This window comes from Pseudomonas gorinensis (genome assembly GCF_042015035.1).
Lineage (GTDB): Bacteria > Pseudomonadota > Gammaproteobacteria > Pseudomonadales > Pseudomonadaceae > Aquipseudomonas > Aquipseudomonas gorinensis.
This window is the reverse complement of sequence record NZ_CP167125.1, coordinates 6,348,534-6,363,739: the sequence shown is the minus strand read 5'-3', so window position 1 is coordinate 6,363,739 and position 15,206 is coordinate 6,348,534. Positions and strand designations below refer to the sequence as shown.

Here is a 15,206-nt window from a genome sequence, read left to right as displayed (position 1 = left end):
GGCTTATTGAATGTGATGAAGTGGGTGCAGGTTACTTTCAGCTTCGTGCCGGTAGTGCGTCGCGAAACATCCCTGTCTGCTGATGGAAGTTGATGTATTCGAACACTTTATTTTGGGATCAGGCACACGCTCAGGTTTACCTGCGGCACTCGCCTGCCGAGCCCGAAGTGCACATGCCCCCCACTCGATCAGCCACGAAACGAACTCTTCAGGTGCCAGGTCGCGCATATGCAGCAACCTGAAGTCGTCGGTCACTTGCTGTTGTTCAAGATGCATGGGCTACCTCATCGGCGCAGTTTGCTGGATATGCCGTAAGGTCAAAGTTAGGCAGAACGGAATAGCGTCGCTTTGTTCGAAAGGACAACCGTTTGGTTGGAAAAGACAGTGCACAAACACCTGCTTGTGCACGATTCGCGTGGGTGCGTCGCACAGCAGCAGCGAGAGTTTCTGCTCTGAAATGGGGACGGGCGTTGGCGGTATTTAACAGCGGGAGTTGGCGTAACTAAGTCGTAGCCACGGGCCACAGAGGTCAACGCCCGCAAACATCCATGGCGTAGTTATTACGGCGATGCTTTTTCATGCGCTCTGGAGGGAGGGTCCAAATGCGTTTGTCGAAATCAATGCCTGCCCTTGCGGGTCGATACAACCTGGCATCGGGCTGATTTGAGCCTCAAAGGGGGATGTGGGTTGTCGACAAGACCTGGCGTAACCCCATGAACGAGCGAATCTGGCGAACCCCGGGGAGGTAAAGCAGTTGCTCCGCGTGGAGCCGGTTGAAACTGTTGCTGTCCTTGGTTCGTATCAACATGAAGTAGTCGAATTCCCCCGTCACCACATGGCATTCCATGCAGCCGGACACCTTTTGCGCCGCAGCTTCGAAAGCTGCGAAGGATTCCGGTGTCGAGCGGTCCAGCACCACGCCGATCAACACCACCATCCCTGCATCGAGCGCTTGATTGTCCAGCAACGCGACAATGCCCTTGATCAGGCCCGCCTGCTTGAGGCGTTCGACTCGTCGCAGGCAGGCCGGCGCGCTCAGTTTGACCTTCTCGGCGAGTGCCACATTGGAGATCGAGGCGTCTCGCTGCAGGGTCTTGAGAATGGCGCGGTCGGTCCGGTCCAGCGGATGCGGCTCCGAGCCGGATGTGCCGAGTTTCTTGTGGGTATTTGTTGCGTTCATATGGATTTTTACGCAGTAAAAATAGGTTTTAAGTTGTATTGGTTGATTTATATTTCTTTAATGGATTGAAACTTGCAACACATATTTTTGGCTTTGTTCTTAATATTGAACTCATCGAAGCCCCTCTGAAAGCACCTGGAACGCAGCCTTTTTTGCCTTTGGGTCTGGCGCTTGGATGTCCAATAAACAAGGAGCAGAGTCATGAACCTGAATCGTTTTAAACGTTATCCGCTGACCTTCGGTCCTTCTCCGATCACGCCCTTGAAACGCCTCAGCGAACACCTGGGCGGTAAGGTCGAGTTGTATGCCAAACGTGAAGACTGCAACAGTGGCCTGGCCTTTGGCGGCAACAAGACGCGCAAGCTCGAATACCTGATTCCCGAGGCGCTCGAACAGGGCTGCGACACCTTGGTGTCCATCGGCGGGATCCAGTCGAACCAGACCCGCCAGGTCGCCGCTGTCGCTGCCCACCTCGGTATGAAGTGTGTGCTGGTCCAGGAAAACTGGGTGAACTACTCCGACGCCGTGTATGACCGGGTCGGCAATATCGAGATGTCCCGCATCATGGGGGCTGACGTACGACTGGACGCTGCAGGGTTCGACATCGGTATTCGGCCCAGTTGGGAGAAGGCCATGAACGACGTGGTGGAACGGGGTGGCAAGCCGTTCCCGATACCGGCGGGTTGTTCCGAACATCCCTACGGCGGGCTTGGGTTCGTCGGCTTTGCCGAGGAAGTGCGGGAACAGGAAAAACAACTGGGGTTCAAGTTCGACTACATCGTGGTCTGCTCCGTGACCGGCAGTACCCAGGCCGGCATGGTCGTCGGTTTTGCCGCGGACGGCCGTTCGAAGAACGTTATCGGCATTGATGCCTCGGCCAAGCCCGAGAAGACCAAGGCACAGATCCTGCGTATCGCCCGGCACACCGCCGAGCTGGTGGAACTGGGGCGTGAGATCACCGAAGACGACGTGGTGCTCGATACACGCTTCGCCTACCCGGAATATGGTTTGCCCAACGAAGGTACGCTGGAAGCCATTCGCCTGTGCGGCAGCCTTGAAGGTGTGTTGACCGACCCAGTGTATGAAGGCAAATCCATGCACGGGATGATCGAAATGGTCCGCCGTGGCGAGTTCCCCGAAGGCTCGAAAGTGCTTTACGCGCACCTGGGTGGGGCACCTGCGCTGAACGCCTACAGCTTCCTGTTCCGCAACGGCTGATTAACGCCAATAACCTGTGGGAGGGCGCTTGCTCATGAAGCGGTGGGTGAGTCGGCATCAATATTGAATGTCACGGCCTCATCGTCGGATCGCCGACCGGAGCAAGCTGCTCCTACCAAACTGCCGGGAGTACCGCCATGCATGCGATATCGCAATCCGCAGTCTGGATCAAGGAACCTTCGGCGGATGCCGGAGTGGTCATCGTGACCAGCGCTACGTTGCCCAAATACATGATCGACAAGCTGCACGTGGCGATAGATGACTGGGACCAGGTGGCTTATCTGGCCGTCAAGCAATCCGAGGCGTTGATGGTCGACTGGTTGCGGGCGGAGCAATCTGCTGGAGCCTACACGTGCCATGCCAGCCAACTGTTGCGCGGCGTCTCCCACGGAAGTTTTTTACTGGATGTCGAAGTCGGCACGGTTCCTGGCTTGACCTGGCTGGGGTCCGTGCACGGTCACCCGTTGCGCGTCGTCGAACTGGGAACGATAGCCTCATCCACCGCAGCGATGGATCAACAGGTAGAACAAGTGCTTTCGGCGACCCGCGGTCTGGCGAAAAGCGTGCTGCAGGCGCGCGGCGTGATTTAGCCAGTGTCCGCCCCCATTCGCTTGTTGAATCCCCCCAAACAAAGGCAACGCCTATGAGCCAAGCTGCCGATTGTCGTACCCATGCCCTGAAGTGGATGCGCGAGCCTTCAAATTGCACACGTATCGTGGTCATCGCGTGCGGGCTTGATAGCAATCATATTGATTTGATCCATCAGGGTTTCAGCTGTTTTGACAATGTGGCGCTGATCCATGTCGATGCTGTGAACACGGTGCCTGGCCAGCTCGCTGAGGTACGAGTGGCCAAGGGTGACTGCTGTTTTGTCGTGCTCGGTGAACTGGATGAGCGTTTATTGCACGGCCTTTCCATTGGTCAGCCCTGCGTCTACCCGATTGCTTCAGACGGGGCGGCCGAACGTTCGGTCATTGCCGCAGTAGAACAGGTGAAAAGCCTCGCCCGAGTAAGCCATTCGCGCCACCTTGAAGTGATACCCGACAGCGGCGGGAGCTGCCTGTGAACCTGTCGGATACCCTGGCCTCGGTGACGCGTAGAAACCCATGACCTCAAACGCTGTCGCCGACCGCCAGAATGGTCGCCACCAACGCCTGCGCGCGAGGCACCAGCGTGTCCAGCTCCAGATATTCACGATCGGTGTGAACCTTGCCACCCACCGGCCCGAGGCCACACAGGGTTGGAATGCCCAGGCTGGCGGTGAATCCGGAGTCGGCGCAACCGCCGGTGAATTCGCCTTCGACGCTGAAACCCAGCGCACGCGCTTTTTGTTGGTAGATGTGCAGCAGCCGTTCGCTGTGATGGGCTTCCATCGGTAGAAAAGTCGTCGCTTCCTTGAGGATGGCGCGGGTGCCGATCAGTTCTTCTTCGGCGACGATGGCCTGGATTGCGCTGAAGATTTGATCCCAATGCTTGAGTTCGATGAAGCGCACGTCCAGCCGGGCGCAGGCGCTGGGCGCGACGGTGTTGCTGGACGTGCCACCGGATATCAGGCCAACGTTAGTGGTGATGCCTGCCGGGTAATCGGTCAAGGCATGCAGCTTGACGATCTTGCGTGCCAGGGCTTCGATGGCGCTGGCTCCGTCAGCATGGCTGACCCCGGCATGCGCCGCGCGGCCGCTGACTTCGATGATCAGCGTGGCTCCGCCTTTGCGTGCTTTGACCACGTTGCCGCTGGCCCGGCCGGGTTCGGTATTGAGTACGGCGCGGGCGGCACGGGCGGCGTTTTCGATATGGGGTCTGGCGCTGCCGGAACCGATCTCTTCATCACCGGTGTACAGAACCTGCACCGGATAGGGCAACCGGCCGGCGCGCTTGAGTGCCATGAGGGCGAAGCAATTGAGCACCAAGCCGCCTTTCATGTCGGCGACGCCGGGGCCATAGGCGAGGTTGGCGTCGCGACTATAGCCGCGCGTCGTGGTGGTGCCTTTGGGGAACACCGTGTCGCGATGGCCGAGCAACAGCACCGGTTTTCCCGGTTCGCCTGGCACTTCGGCGAGTATCACGTCGCCAAAACCATCGACCGGTATGCGCTTGAGCAGGATGCCGTCGGCTTCCAGTTCAGCCGCGAGCAGCGCGCCCACGGCGTCGACGCCCGCCTTGTCATAGCTGTTGGAGTCGGTGTCGACGATACGCTGCAGCAGTGCTTCCATGGCTTGGCGCTGGTCGGCGAGCCAGTCCAGGGCCTGTTGTGGAGTGGCGCTCATTGCGCCTGCTCCCGTAACTGATGTTCCTGAGTCAGGCGGGCTGCGTCGTTGCCCAGGTCCCAGAACAGACCCGCCATGATTTGCAGGCTTTCCTTGACCACCGGTGCCAGCAAGTGCTCGTTCGGCGCATGTTGTGAACAGGCCGGGTACGAGTGCGGCACCCACAATGTTGGCAGGCCGAGCACGTCCGCGAACACGTCGTTGGGCAGCGAGCCACCGAGGTTTGGCAGCAGCGCAGGCTTTTTGCCGGTGGTTTGTGCCAGGGAACTGAGCGCCCAATTGACCCAAGGGCTCTGCGGGTCCAGCCGAGTGGCATGCATCACATCAATGCGGCTTTGCTTGACCTCGACATTGCTGAAGCCATGCGCATCCAGGTGGGCGCGCACAGCCGGGATAAAGGTCGTGTAGTCGCTGTTCACCACGAAGCGGATATGGCAGTGGGCGTTGGCCTTGCCGGGGATTGCATGCACGGGAGCGTCAGGGTTGCCGGTCTTGAAGGCGATAACGTCGAGGGTGTTCCAGCCGAATACCTTTTCGCTCAGCGAGAGCTCCGGGTTACCCCAGTTGGCGTCGATTTCCGGATCGCCCGGCCCGCCACCGACGTTAATATCGGCCAGTGCCTGCCGAACCGGCTCCGGCAGTGTCTCGGGCATCAGGCCCGCAACTTTCACCCGGCCGTGTTCATCGACCATGCTTGCGATGGCATTGGCCAGGATGATGCCAGGGTTAGCCAGCAACCCGCCCCAGTTGCCAGAGTGATGAGCGCCTTCGCGCAAATTGACCACCAGTTCGAAGTTGAACACCCCGCGCGAGCCAAGAAAAATCGTCGGTCGTGATGCCGCCAGGCGCGGGCCGTCCGAGGCGATGAAGATATCCGCGGCGAGCTCGTTACTGTGCGCGGCACAGAATGCATTCAAGCCCGGCGAGCCTTCTTCTTCGCCCATTTCCAGCAGCAGTTTGACGTTGAAACCCAGCTTGCCGTCGCGAGCCTTGAGCGTTTGCTCCAGCGCGGTCAGGTTGATCAAGTGCTGGCCTTTGTTATCTGCCGTGCCGCGGCCGTACCAGCGATCGCCTTCGACAGTGACTTGCCACGGCGACAGGCCTTCACGCCACTGCGCCTCATAGCCGCGCACCACATCACCGTGGCCGTAGCTGAGCACGGTCGGCAGGTCCGGATGTTCAATGCGCGTGGCGATCATGAAGGGGCCTCGCTCTGCCACCGGGTTGTCATAGATCTTGACGCTGAAGCCCATCGCCTCGACATGTGGGGTGATGAAGTCATTGAGGTAGCGATACAGCTCGGGCTGGCTGTCCGCTGCCTGGCTTTCGGTGTGCAAGGCGACGCTACGTTCGAGCAGATTGAAAAAATCGCCGTTGTCGAATTGCTCTGTGGTGTTGCTGATGGCTAGTGAACGACTCATGAGTGGACAAGCTCCAGTGTTTGGGCAGACGTGTCGTGAAGGTGGCAACGCACGTTGCCGCCGGTAAGCGGACCATTGGCCGGATAGGCCGTTTTGCAGGGGGCGAAGCAGCTCGGGCAGCGCGGATGGAAGGCGCAGCCGGACGGCGGTGACATGGGGTTGGGGAAGGTGCCGTGCAGGCCGATGTCGGGAATGCCCAGGTGCGGATCGGGCGTGAGCACCGAATCCAGCAAGGCGCGGGTATAAGGGTGGCCGGGTTTGGCGAACAACGCTTCGCGCGTGCGTTCTTCGACGATGCGCCCCAGATACATCACCGCGACCCGGTCGGCGAGGTGTTCGATGACCGCCAGGTTATGGCTGATCAGCAGATAGGTCAGGCCGAATTCGCGCTTGAGGTCTTGCAGCAGATTGAGAATCTGCGCCTGCACCGAAACGTCCAACGCCGAGGTGGGTTCGTCGCAGATCAACACGTCAGGGCGCATGATCAGCGCCCGTGCAATCGCCACCCGCTGGCGTTGCCCGCCGGACAGCTGGCTCGGGTAGCTGTCGATCACCCGTTTGGGCAGGCCGACCACATCAAGCATCTCTTCGGTCTTCTTGCGCCGCTCGACGGTGCTGCCGATGTCATGCACGATCAGCGGCAGGGTCACGATTTCGCGCAGGGTCTTGCGTGGGTTCAGCGAGGAGTACGGGTCCTGGAATATCGGCTGAATGTGCCGGGACATTTCCTTGCGATCCGTCGCCGCCAGGTGTTTGCCATTGACCAGCACATCGCCGCTGGTAGGCGGCAACAGACCGAGCAGCATCTTGGCCAGGGTACTTTTGCCGCAACCGGACTCGCCCACCAGGCCGAGGGTCTCGCCACGCATCAGGCGCAGGGAAACGCCATCGACAGCCTTCAGGGTCGCGGCGGGTTTGAAAAAGCCCTGGTTGATCCGAAACTCGCGGCGGATGTCGCACAGCTCCAAAGCGATGTCTTTTTTCATGACCTTGCACGCTCCTGAAGGCGAATCGGTGCTGGGGCCGGTGCGGCGAACAGACAACGCGCCATGTGCCCGTCCTGTTCGACTTCGGGGATGTTTTGCGCGCAGGCCGGTATCGCTTGCCCGCAACGATTGCGGAACGCACACCCTTGCTGTTCGCCGACCAGGCTCGGCACCAGGCCTGGAATCGAACCCAGCGCCTCACCCGGTTTGGTCCGGCCAGGGATTGGAATACTGGCCAGCAGACCCCGGGTGTACGGATGCTGCGGGTTCTCGAACAGTTGCAGGGCAGGGGCGGTTTCGACGATTTCCCCGGCATACATCACGGCGACCCGATCGGCGATTCGTGCTACCAGTCCAAGGTCGTGGGTGATGAAAATCACCGCCAGGCCGAGTTCTTTCTGAATGTCGCGGATCAAGCGCAGGATCTGCGCTTGAATGGTCACGTCCAGTGCCGTGGTGGGCTCATCAGCGATGATCAGGTCCGGTTCGCACATCAACGCCATGGCGATGATCACCCGCTGGCGCAGCCCGCCGGAAAGCTGATGCGGATACTGACGCAAGCGCTCGGTGGCATTGCTGATACCGACTTTCTCCAGCATCTGCGCGGCGCGAGCCAGGGCATCCTTGCGTGACACCTTGCGATGCTGAGTCAGCACTTCGCTGAGCTGATCGCCAATGCTGTAGGCCGGGTTCAGCGAGGTCATCGGCTCCTGGAAGATCATTGCCAGACGGTTACCGCGCAGGTCGCACATGCGCCGCTCGCTCTGGCCGAGCATGTCGATGCCGTCCAGCGTCAGCCGGGCCGCGGTGCGTTTTGCCTTGCGTGGCAACAGGTCCATCAGCGCCAGCGAGGTCAGGGATTTGCCGCAGCCGGATTCGCCGACGATGCACAGCATTTCACCGCGCTCGACTTCAAAATCCAGGCCGCGCACGGCATGCAGCATGTCATCCGGCGTCGGGCTGTTGCCCATGGGGATGTCCACGCGCAGGTTTTCCACATGGAGTAGTGCCATGTTCGGTACCCTCTATCAGTTACGGCGGTCTATCAGTTACGGCCGTCGGGCAGGATCAGATCGCGCAGGCCATCACCGACCAGGTTGATGCCCAGCACCAGAATCATCAGGGCAACGCCGGGAATGGCGATGACCCATGGGGAAAAGAACATGTAGGGTTTGCCTTCAGCGATCATCAAACCCCAGGACGGCGTCGGCGGCTGCACGCCGACCCCGAGGAACGAGAGTGCCGACTCCAGCAGGATCGCGTGCGCCATTTCCAGCGTCGCGACGACGATCAGCGCGCCGACCAGATTGGGCAGGATTTCACTGACCAGAATGCGCAGGGTCGAGCAGCCAAGCGCCTGGGCCGACGCCACATATTCAGCATCGCGAATCTGTTGCACCGAGGCCCTGACCACCACCGCGAAGCGATCCCATAACAGGCAGCCGAGCAGCACGATCACCACTTTCAGTGAGCCGCCCATCAGCGAGGCCGAGGCCAGCGCGACCATCACGACCGGCATGGCCAGCCGGGTGGTGATCAGATAGCTGATCAACGCATCGACCTTGCCGCCGTAGTAGCCCGCCAACAGCCCCATGACGGTGCCGATAAAGCCGGAAATCAGCGCCGCCGCAATGCCGATGAACAGCGAAATACGTGCGCCGTAGAGCAGCCTCGACAGGTAGTCACGGCCCAGCTTGTCGGTGCCGAGCACGTATTCCCAGGTGCCGTGGGCCATCCATACCGGCGGTTTCATGCGCAGCATCACGTCTTGCGCATAAGGGTCGTAAGGTGCCAGCCATGGCGCAAACAGGGCACCGGCGAAGATGATCAGCAGCAACACCGCGCCGATGGCGAAACCACGATGACGAAAGCTCTTGCCAAGTATTCGGCTCAGGCTGCTCGGCGGTGGCAGGTAGTCATTGATCGCGAGGGTAGTAGAGGTGTTCATGTAAGCCTCCTAGCGCACGCGAATGCGCGGGTCGAGCAGTGCGTTGAGCACATCGGCCAGCAAGGTGAGGATGATGTAGATCACCGCAATCAGCAGGACCACGGCCTGTACCACCGGAAAGTCGTCACGGGCGATGGCGTCCCAGGCAAGTTGACCGATGCCCTGCAGGGAGAACACGGTTTCGATCACCACCGAACCGCCGAGCATGAAGCCGAACTCCACCGCCGCCAGCGCGACCACCGGAATCAAGGCGTTGCGCAGTGCGTGCTTGAACAACACGCGGGCAGGGCGCAGGCCCTTGGCGCGGGCGGTGCGGATGTAATCGGAACTGAGCACATCAAGCATGCCGGCGCGGGTCAGGCGCATGATTGCCGGCGTCGCGTAGTAGCCCAGGGCAATGGCCGGCATGACGAAGTGCAGCAGGGTCGAGTTGCCGGACACCGGCAGCCACTTGAGCGTCACCGCGAACACCACGATCAACATCAGCGCAAACCAGAAACTTGGCATTGCCTGGCCCAGCACCGCGATGCTCAAGGCCAGTCGGTCAACCCAGGTGTCGCGTTTGACCGCGGCCAGCACGCCGAGTGGAATCGCTACCAGCAAGGCGATACCCAGCGCCATGGCCCCTAACCCCAGGGTAATGGGCAAGCGGCTGGCGACGAGGTTGTAGACCGATTCCTGAAAGAAAAACGAGTTGCCCAGGTCCAGGCGTAGCAAATCGCCCAGCCAGTTGAAGTACTGGGTCGGTAGTGGTTTGTTCAAGCCGTACTGCACGCGGATCTGTTCGATCTGTTCGCTGGTGGCTTCCGGCCCGCCAATGGCCGTGGCCAGGTCGCCGGACAGATGCAAAAGAGAAAAGCTGATCACCGACACGGTAATCGCAACGCAAATAGCGATGCCCAGGCGGCGCAAAAGGAATCCAAGCATGGCAAGTTTCCTCATATCCAATGGATGACAGGTGTGAGGACGTGTCCGTGCTGCGGGTTGGTCCGCAAGCCACGGCACCTCTCGATCAATCCGCTCGGTTGCGGGTTACTTCCAACTGGACTGAACGAAACGCGGCAGCTCATCCGGGTACGGCGTGAACGCGAGTTCGGAGGTGTAGGCGTAGTTCATCGAGTAGTTGAACAGCGGCGCCCAGTAGGCCTGTTCGCTGATGCGCTGCAAGGCCTTGCGGTAGTTGTCCTTGCGCACTTGCGGGTCGAGGGCATTGTCGGCGGTCTGCAACCAGCCCTGGACTTGTGGGTCCTTGATGTTGTCGTCCGGATTGCCCTTGAACCAGGTACCGGCCGACGCCGAGGTGTCGAGGATCGAGAACGAGCCCCAGGCCTGAAACGACATCGGCACCTTGCCGCCACGCTGCTGATCGCGCAGGGCGGCGTACTTCAGGAAGCGCAGCTTGGCGTTAATACCCACGGCGCGCAGGTTGCCGATGATGGCTTCGACGTAATCACGGTCGCGGTAAGCGAAGATTTCTGTCTCGAAGCCATTCGGGTAACCGGCTTCGGCGAGCAGCGCCTTGGCCTTGGCCGGGTCATAGTTGTAGACCGTGGCCGCGGTGGTATCGCAGCCGAACTGGCCTGGATAACAGGCAACCTGCAAGGGTTTGGCTTCGCCACCCACCAATTGCGTGGCCAGCGCATTGCGGTTGATCGCATGGTTGATGGCCTGACGCACCTTGAGGTTCTTCATCGGAGAGTTTTCGGTGGAGGTGCCCCGGGCATCAAGAATCAGGAAACCGATGCGCATGGTTTCCCCACTGGTCACGGTCAGGTTCGGCATACCTTTGAGGTCGACCGCCTGGTCCGAGGTGACACGCCAGGTCCAGTCGACACCATCGGTCATCAACTCGGCCAGGCGGGTTTCTGCATCCGGGATCACGCGGAACTTGAGGTGGCTGATATGTGGTTGGCCTTGTGGGCTATCCGGGAAGTAGTCCTTGTTGATCTCCATGGTCACGCCTTCGCCGGCCACCACCGACACGGCTTTATACGGCCCGGTCCCCATTGGCTTGCGACTGAATTCGGCCAGGCCGACCTTCTCGAAGTATTGCTTGGGGAACATCGGAACGGCGTTGGACAGGTATTCCAGTGCCGGCGGGAAAGGCTTCTTCAAGTACAGGCGGACACTGTAGTCACCGGTTTTTTCGGCGCTCTTGATCCAGTCTACGTTTTGCACGGTAACGACTTTCGCTTCGGGCGACACCACGTAGTTGAGGGTGAACACCACGTCGTCGGCGGTGAAGGCGTCGCCGTTGTGAAATTTGACGCCTTTGCGCAGCTCAAAGTCGATGGTGGTGTCGTCGACCTGCTTCCAGCTGGTGGCCAGCATGGGTTTGTATTCGCCGCTGTTGGGATCGCGGTAGATCAGGTTGTCCCAGATCAGCCGGCCGAGAATCACGCCTTCGCGTAAATCGTTGTGATAGGGGCTGATGTTTTCAGGCTCGCTGTCGGAAGCGTAAACCAGGGTGTCGTTGGCTTTGCCGGCATGTGCCGGAAAGCTGCTGATAAGGCCCATCAGCGCAATACTGCAAGCGAAACCTTTGATGCCCATGCCGTCGTCTCCGTTGGCGAGAGTGGTTGAATCAAAGGGCAGCGAATCGCAAATGCGTAAAGGAGGATGAAAAGGTCAGGCACTGTTTTTTTGGTCTGGACACGAATGTAGGGAAGGGCTATCAATGCCACAAGCACAATATTTCGATACTTCCTTTGCCGAAAAGGCAATCCTTGGGGGCACCGATGCAGCTGTATGGCGTGCAGTCCACGGCACTGCGCTATTTTCTTGAAGTCGCGCGATGCGGATCGATCAGCGAGGCCTCACTGCGGCTGAATGTTGCGGCGTCAGCGGTGAGTCGACAAATTTCCAAGCTTGAGTTGGCCCTGGATGCCAGCCTGTTTGAGCGTCGTGCCCGAGGCATGGTGCTCAGCGAGGCGGGCGCGCGACTCGCGGTTTATGCACGCAAGTCGCAGCTTGAGGCCGAGCAGGTGGTGCTGGAAATTACCGAGCTGCATGGCTTGCAACGGGGTCATGTGCATGTTGCCTGCTCGGAAGGATTTGCACTGGAATACATGCCCACGAGCATCAGCGCGTTCAGGCGTGAGTACCAGGGCATTCATTTCACGTTGGAGGTCTGTGCACCCGCTGAAGCGACCGAGAAGGTTCGCTCCGGTGAAGCCGATCTGGCGATGACTTTCAGCCTGACCCCGCAAAAGGAAATCAAGGTCGAACATGTCTTGAGCGGGGCGATTTTTGCCGTGGTCTCCAATTCTCATCCCTTGGCCGGGCGTGAAGCAGTCAGCCTCGCCGAGTTGCAACCCTGGCCCATTGCGTTGCCTAAGGCCGATACCACGATACGGCAACTGTTCGACATCTGTTGCGGTGTACAGGGGTTGTTGTTCGATCCGGTCTTGACCACTAATTACGTTGCCGCGCTCTACAGTTTCGTTCGTGAAGAGGGAGGCATCAGTCTGGCCAGCGAAATGACCTTGCACAAACAGGTAGCGGACAAGCAGTTGCAATGCTTGCCGATCCTTGATGAAGGCATGCAGGCACGGCGCATCGAACTGCAAAGCATGGCTGGACGCAATTTACCGGCGGCAGTTTCTGCGTTCAGGGATTTTCTGATCGCTGAGCTGGCGAAGGCGAAGCGTCGTTGAAACGACATGGTGACTCGACGCTTGCGCCTTGTGGTCGCTCTGGCGCCCAAATCAAACGCTATGAGTGGCGGTTTTTTTTGCCAGCACGCTTTTGATGATGCTGTAGGCGATATACAGCAGGTACGCAGAACCACACAGGGTGGCGACCTTGGAAAAGGCCGGGTACTGATGCAGCAATTGCGCGAGGCAATTCCTGAGCGCTGGGGTTGCGTGACTCCCTGGTCCCCGCGAGAAAAACATGTGAGATGGTTTCTGAATCATTACCTGAGCGGCTCCGCACCATTGACTCTTTACTACCCTGAATTCAACACATAAGTGCAACGCTCACCCCTGTATGCACTTCGTACGGCGTCTTCCAGCCCAAGCGCTTGCGCGGGCGTAGATTGATCCTCGCTACTGTCCGATTGACGGCTTCGACGGTCAGCTTGCTGAAGTCGCTGCCCTTGGGGAAATACTGGCGGAGCAGACCGTTGGTGTTTTCATTGGTGCCACGTTGCCAGGATGAATAGGGGTCTGCAAAAAAGACCTGGCACTGGCTCCGTAGCGCGATGCGTTCATGCCCGGCAAACTCCCTTCCGTTATCCAGCGTCAGCGTGTGAGCGGCATGGCCCTGAAGCATCAGATTGATCGCCCGCGTTACCTGCCGGCGCGTTCTGCGCTTGACCGGATAGGCGCTCAGATAGCCGCTTTTGCGATCAACCAGGGTCACCAGGTTACCGCCCAGTCCATGTACCGTATCGCCCTCCCAGTCCCCCAGGCGCTCGCGGCTTTCGACCTCGGCTGGGCGTTCACTGATTGACACGCGATTACGCAGCTGCCCGCGCCGATCGTGGCTTCCATAGCGTTTCCGGTAGCGCTTTCGGCGATGTCGCAGATAGGTATAAAGCTCACCACCGGCGCGCTGTTCGGCGGCAATGAACCGATAAATCCACTCATGGCTGACCGCCCGGCTTGGCTGCTCCTGCTTCAACCGCTGGGCGATCTGCTCCGGACTCATGCCATGCTTGAGCCACACCGGGAGATGATGGCTGAGCCATGTCGCCGGCTTGCAAAACTTGCGCGCACCCGCTCGACGAGCATCACTTTCATGGGCCGCAGAAACAGCCTTGTAGATATTCTGGGTGCTGTTGCGGCGAACCTCGCGACTGATCGTCGAGGGATGCACGCCGACCCGCTTTGCAATGCTCGCCTGGCTCTCTGCGGCGCTCAAGCCAGCCTCAATCTGGTAACGTTGTCCCTGAGTCAGCTGCCGGTAATGCGTAGTCATCTGCGCTTGAATCCTTCGGTGTGAGAGCCTGGATTCTACCGGTGGCTGGCTCTCTGCCTCTCGTTTCAAGCGTTGCGCTTATTCTATGAATTCAGGTACTTTGAGTTAACAGCACGATTGACCCCTCACGCGAAGAGCAAGTATGCATCCGATGAATAATTGGCGAGTTGCGTGCGTAAGCCGGTGCAACATGATCTTTCAGAAACCGTCCATTTCGTGTTAAAGATTTTTATAACCTTATTTCTTAAAAGTATTGGTTTTTAGAATGTCTGCATTGTACTAATCGCTTCGTAATCAGGCCGAATCCAGAGCGATTAAGGCCGTTCTCATACCTGTTTGTCACAAAACCTGGAAAGCGATCAGGACGGTGATCCATGGACGATCAGAAAATTTTGGATGAAATAAAAGATTGGTTCATCAGTTGCTTGGGATGCGCGGCGGGTAGACGAGAGTTCAGTAAGAATCGCTATATGCTGGCTATTGCTCGAACCGCGCAAGAGGCCAGGGCTAGCTTTGAGACTTATGTGCGAGCGCTCGAGGCCAGAGAAGCAGTAGCTTGTCTAATCATCTGCCCGACCACCAGCGTAGAGCAGAACACGTACAGCGTGGCTCAAGAAGTTCGACGGCTGTCTACGCTCTTCAGTCCGCTCAGTGAGTTCTCTGCCGAAGCGTTGGCTACGGGCCACGCTCTAAACAAAAAGCTCTATCTAACGTGCCCGGTTACCAATGTTAAAGTGTTGTTCGAAGACTTTGATGCGGTGGCGTTTTGTCCGCAATCAGATGATCTGGATGACGAACTTTATGACCCTTTGATGTCAGCGCCGATTCCAGCGGTCAACTTCAACTCTGATGTGTATGCCTTTTCAATGTTCTGTCGCGACATGAGCGTGCAGAAGTTCAAGCGCGAGGTGTACGAGTTGACCTCGGCAGAGCGCGGTCAGCTCTACGAGTGGGTGTTACAGGGTTGGCAGCGTATCGCTGAGAAGACACTGGGCAATTACATCAATATGACTAACGTTGAAAAGTGTCCAGTCTACTTGCATGACAACAATCGATACTGGTTCGCCAATCATCAGGATCCGGCGTTTGCAGAGTCGGTAAAGGCATTGTATCGACACGATATGCCGTTGATTTACGTGCCCAAGATATTTTGCGAATGGGAGCAGTTTTTCGCAACCGGACGCCTACCGGATTTCAGCGAGACCGCCACCCCAGGCAGCCAACACCTGGACGCAACCGAGTCCACTCTAGAGGCCATTTGAA

The 15,206-nt window shown here is 58.8% G+C and carries 14 protein-coding genes; 5 read left to right on the top strand and 9 right to left on the bottom strand.

Features of this window, described 5'->3' with window-relative positions:
• Positions 1-670: 670 nt before the first annotated feature.
• Positions 671-1,180, bottom strand: coding sequence for an Lrp/AsnC family transcriptional regulator (locus AB7933_RS29110; RefSeq protein ID WP_024077477.1), 510 nt, complete (start codon positions 1,178-1,180; stop codon positions 671-673).
• A 201-nt stretch (positions 1,181-1,381) separates the two neighbouring features.
• Between AB7933_RS29110 and AB7933_RS29105 the strand changes: the two genes are divergently transcribed.
• The 3 genes from AB7933_RS29105 to AB7933_RS29095 all read left to right on the top strand — a co-directional run bounded on the left by AB7933_RS29105 (position 1,382) and on the right by AB7933_RS29095 (position 3,464).
• A complete protein-coding gene (locus tag AB7933_RS29105; protein WP_024077475.1) occupies positions 1,382-2,398 on the top strand; it encodes a 1-aminocyclopropane-1-carboxylate deaminase in 1,017 nt (338 codons plus the stop codon).
• Between the two features lie 137 nt (positions 2,399-2,535).
• Positions 2,536-2,988 (top strand): hypothetical protein, encoded by a 453-nt coding sequence (locus tag AB7933_RS29100; protein ID WP_024077474.1) that lies wholly within the window; start codon positions 2,536-2,538, stop codon positions 2,986-2,988.
• Between the two features lie 53 nt (positions 2,989-3,041).
• Positions 3,042-3,464, top strand: a complete 423-nt coding sequence (locus AB7933_RS29095) for a hypothetical protein (protein WP_024077473.1) — start codon at positions 3,042-3,044, stop codon at positions 3,462-3,464.
• 46 nt (positions 3,465-3,510) lie between these two features.
• Here the strand turns inward: AB7933_RS29095 and AB7933_RS29090 are convergent, their stop codons facing one another.
• The 7 genes from AB7933_RS29090 to AB7933_RS29060 all read right to left on the bottom strand — a co-directional run bounded on the left by AB7933_RS29090 (position 3,511) and on the right by AB7933_RS29060 (position 11,573).
• On the bottom strand, positions 3,511-4,665 hold the full coding sequence (locus AB7933_RS29090) for a M20 family metallopeptidase (RefSeq protein ID WP_024077472.1): 1,155 nt from the start codon (positions 4,663-4,665) through the stop codon (positions 3,511-3,513).
• Positions 4,662-6,086 carry a M20 family metallopeptidase gene (locus AB7933_RS29085; RefSeq protein WP_024077471.1) on the bottom strand — a complete coding sequence of 475 codons (1,425 nt, stop codon included), beginning with the start codon at positions 6,084-6,086 and terminating at the stop codon, positions 4,662-4,664. Before AB7933_RS29085 ends, AB7933_RS29090 begins: the two co-directional genes overlap by 4 nt.
• Positions 6,083-7,072, bottom strand: a complete 990-nt coding sequence (locus AB7933_RS29080; protein WP_024077470.1) for an ABC transporter ATP-binding protein — start codon at positions 7,070-7,072, stop codon at positions 6,083-6,085. The genes AB7933_RS29085 and AB7933_RS29080 overlap by 4 nt, the downstream gene beginning before the upstream one ends.
• Positions 7,069-8,085, bottom strand: coding sequence for an ABC transporter ATP-binding protein (locus tag AB7933_RS29075; RefSeq protein ID WP_024077469.1), 1,017 nt, complete (start codon positions 8,083-8,085; stop codon positions 7,069-7,071). The genes AB7933_RS29080 and AB7933_RS29075 overlap by 4 nt, the downstream gene beginning before the upstream one ends.
• Positions 8,086-8,117: 32 nt before the next feature.
• The gene (locus AB7933_RS29070; protein ID WP_024077468.1) at positions 8,118-9,020 is read right to left on the bottom strand and encodes an ABC transporter permease; all 903 of its coding nucleotides are present in this window, start codon (positions 9,018-9,020) and stop codon (positions 8,118-8,120) included.
• A 9-nt stretch (positions 9,021-9,029) separates the two neighbouring features.
• The gene (locus AB7933_RS29065) at positions 9,030-9,947 is read right to left on the bottom strand and encodes an ABC transporter permease (protein WP_024077467.1); all 918 of its coding nucleotides are present in this window, start codon (positions 9,945-9,947) and stop codon (positions 9,030-9,032) included.
• 105 nt (positions 9,948-10,052) lie between these two features.
• On the bottom strand, positions 10,053-11,573 hold the full coding sequence (locus tag AB7933_RS29060; protein WP_024077466.1) for an ABC transporter substrate-binding protein: 1,521 nt from the start codon (positions 11,571-11,573) through the stop codon (positions 10,053-10,055).
• Between the two features lie 185 nt (positions 11,574-11,758).
• Between AB7933_RS29060 and AB7933_RS29055 the strand changes: the two genes are divergently transcribed.
• A complete protein-coding gene (locus AB7933_RS29055; RefSeq protein ID WP_024077465.1) occupies positions 11,759-12,676 on the top strand; it encodes a LysR substrate-binding domain-containing protein in 918 nt (305 codons plus the stop codon).
• A 304-nt stretch (positions 12,677-12,980) separates the two neighbouring features.
• Here the strand turns inward: AB7933_RS29055 and AB7933_RS29050 are convergent, their stop codons facing one another.
• Entirely contained in the window at positions 12,981-13,943 is a 963-nt protein-coding gene (locus AB7933_RS29050) for an IS30-like element ISPpu17 family transposase (RefSeq protein WP_004577240.1), read from the bottom strand.
• 374 nt (positions 13,944-14,317) lie between these two features.
• On the opposite strand from AB7933_RS29050, the gene AB7933_RS29045 reads away from it, so the two are divergent.
• Entirely contained in the window at positions 14,318-15,205 is an 888-nt protein-coding gene (locus tag AB7933_RS29045) for a hypothetical protein (RefSeq protein WP_024077463.1), read from the top strand.
• Position 15,206 lies beyond the last annotated feature (1 nt).

Bases quoted from the DNA above. Each gene is read 5' to 3' on its own strand.
- AB7933_RS29110 (WP_024077477.1), bottom strand. From the start codon at position 1,180: ATGAACGCAACAAATACCCACAAGAAACTCGGCACATCCGGCTCGGAG.
- AB7933_RS29105 (WP_024077475.1), top strand. From the start codon at position 1,382: ATGAACCTGAATCGTTTTAAACGTTATCCGCTGACCTTCGGTCCTTCT.
- AB7933_RS29100 (WP_024077474.1), top strand. From the start codon at position 2,536: ATGCATGCGATATCGCAATCCGCAGTCTGGATCAAGGAACCTTCGGCG.
- AB7933_RS29095 (WP_024077473.1), top strand. From the start codon at position 3,042: ATGAGCCAAGCTGCCGATTGTCGTACCCATGCCCTGAAGTGGATGCGC.
- AB7933_RS29090 (WP_024077472.1), bottom strand. From the start codon at position 4,665: ATGAGCGCCACTCCACAACAGGCCCTGGACTGGCTCGCCGACCAGCGC.
- AB7933_RS29085 (WP_024077471.1), bottom strand. From the start codon at position 6,086: ATGAGTCGTTCACTAGCCATCAGCAACACCACAGAGCAATTCGACAAC.
- AB7933_RS29080 (WP_024077470.1), bottom strand. From the start codon at position 7,072: ATGAAAAAAGACATCGCTTTGGAGCTGTGCGACATCCGCCGCGAGTTT.
- AB7933_RS29075 (WP_024077469.1), bottom strand. From the start codon at position 8,085: ATGGCACTACTCCATGTGGAAAACCTGCGCGTGGACATCCCCATGGGC.
- AB7933_RS29070 (WP_024077468.1), bottom strand. From the start codon at position 9,020: ATGAACACCTCTACTACCCTCGCGATCAATGACTACCTGCCACCGCCG.
- AB7933_RS29065 (WP_024077467.1), bottom strand. From the start codon at position 9,947: ATGCTTGGATTCCTTTTGCGCCGCCTGGGCATCGCTATTTGCGTTGCG.
- AB7933_RS29060 (WP_024077466.1), bottom strand. From the start codon at position 11,573: ATGGGCATCAAAGGTTTCGCTTGCAGTATTGCGCTGATGGGCCTTATC.
- AB7933_RS29055 (WP_024077465.1), top strand. From the start codon at position 11,759: ATGCAGCTGTATGGCGTGCAGTCCACGGCACTGCGCTATTTTCTTGAA.
- AB7933_RS29050 (WP_004577240.1), bottom strand. From the start codon at position 13,943: ATGACTACGCATTACCGGCAGCTGACTCAGGGACAACGTTACCAGATT.
- AB7933_RS29045 (WP_024077463.1), top strand. From the start codon at position 14,318: ATGGACGATCAGAAAATTTTGGATGAAATAAAAGATTGGTTCATCAGT.